The sequence below is a fragment of the Pseudomonas sp. NPDC087690 genome (assembly GCF_044743175.1).
In the GTDB taxonomy this organism is placed as follows: Bacteria; Pseudomonadota; Gammaproteobacteria; order Pseudomonadales; family Pseudomonadaceae; genus Aquipseudomonas.
In genome coordinates this window covers 5,215-5,895 of sequence record NZ_JBIUVX010000084.1, presented here as the reverse complement: position 1 = coordinate 5,895, position 681 = coordinate 5,215, and the positions used below count along the sequence as shown (strand labels likewise).

Annotated in this window: 2 protein-coding genes and 1 tRNA gene; all 3 read left to right on the top strand. The window is 53.0% G+C overall.

Annotation, left to right across the window (positions count from 1 at the left end; translation table 11 throughout):
* Positions 1–154, top strand: a 154-nt coding sequence (locus ACIPIZ_RS29225) for an ACT domain-containing protein (RefSeq protein ID WP_401168965.1), incomplete at its 5' end; no start/stop codon positions are given.
* A gap of 187 nt (positions 155–341) precedes the next feature.
* The gene (csrA, locus tag ACIPIZ_RS29220; protein ID WP_002554426.1) at positions 342–530 is read left to right on the top strand and encodes a carbon storage regulator CsrA; all 189 of its coding nucleotides are present in this window, start codon (positions 342–344) and stop codon (positions 528–530) included.
* A 62-nt stretch (positions 531–592) separates the two neighbouring features.
* Positions 593–680 (top strand) — tRNA-Ser (locus ACIPIZ_RS29215).
* Position 681 lies beyond the last annotated feature (1 nt).

The following is a 681-nucleotide window of genomic DNA, read 5'->3' as shown; positions in this document are numbered from 1 at the left end:
CGAATCCCTGGCAAAAGAAAGCATCAACATCCAGATGATCTCGACGTCGGAAATCAAGGTTTCCGTGGTGATTGAAGAGAAGTACCTGGAACTGGCTGTGCGCGCCCTGCACACGGCTTTCGAACTGGATGCTCCTGCCCGTCAAGGCGAGTAATTCCGCTTCTTGAAGGGCGCGGTCTGACCGCGCCCTTTATTTTTTGAATGGCGCGAGCCCTGAACTGTTCTTTTGCTCGCGCTGGTCAATACTCAGGCATGTAGGGCTACGATCGCTCCGGTTGTAGGTCGGGTGCCTTTTTTTTGCAGACTGTTGTCCCTGAACTGAATTGCGTAAGGAGAAAGGTATGCTGATTCTGACCCGTCGGTGCGCAGAAAGCCTGATTATCGGTGACGGCGAAATCACCGTGACCGTGCTTGGCGTTAAAGGAAATCAGGTGCGTATCGGCGTCAATGCCCCGAAAGAGGTTGCCGTGCACCGTGAGGAAATTTACCTGCGTATAAAGAAAGAGAAGGACGAAGAACCAAGCCATTAATTTTTATCGATTTTTATGTTTGCAAACGGGGAAAAGGTTGGTTAAGATACGCCCCGTGTTGCGGAGAGCTGGCCGAGTGGCCGAAGGCGCTCCCCTGCTAAGGGAGTACACCTCACAAGGGTGTCGGGGGTTCGAATCCCCCGTTCTCCGC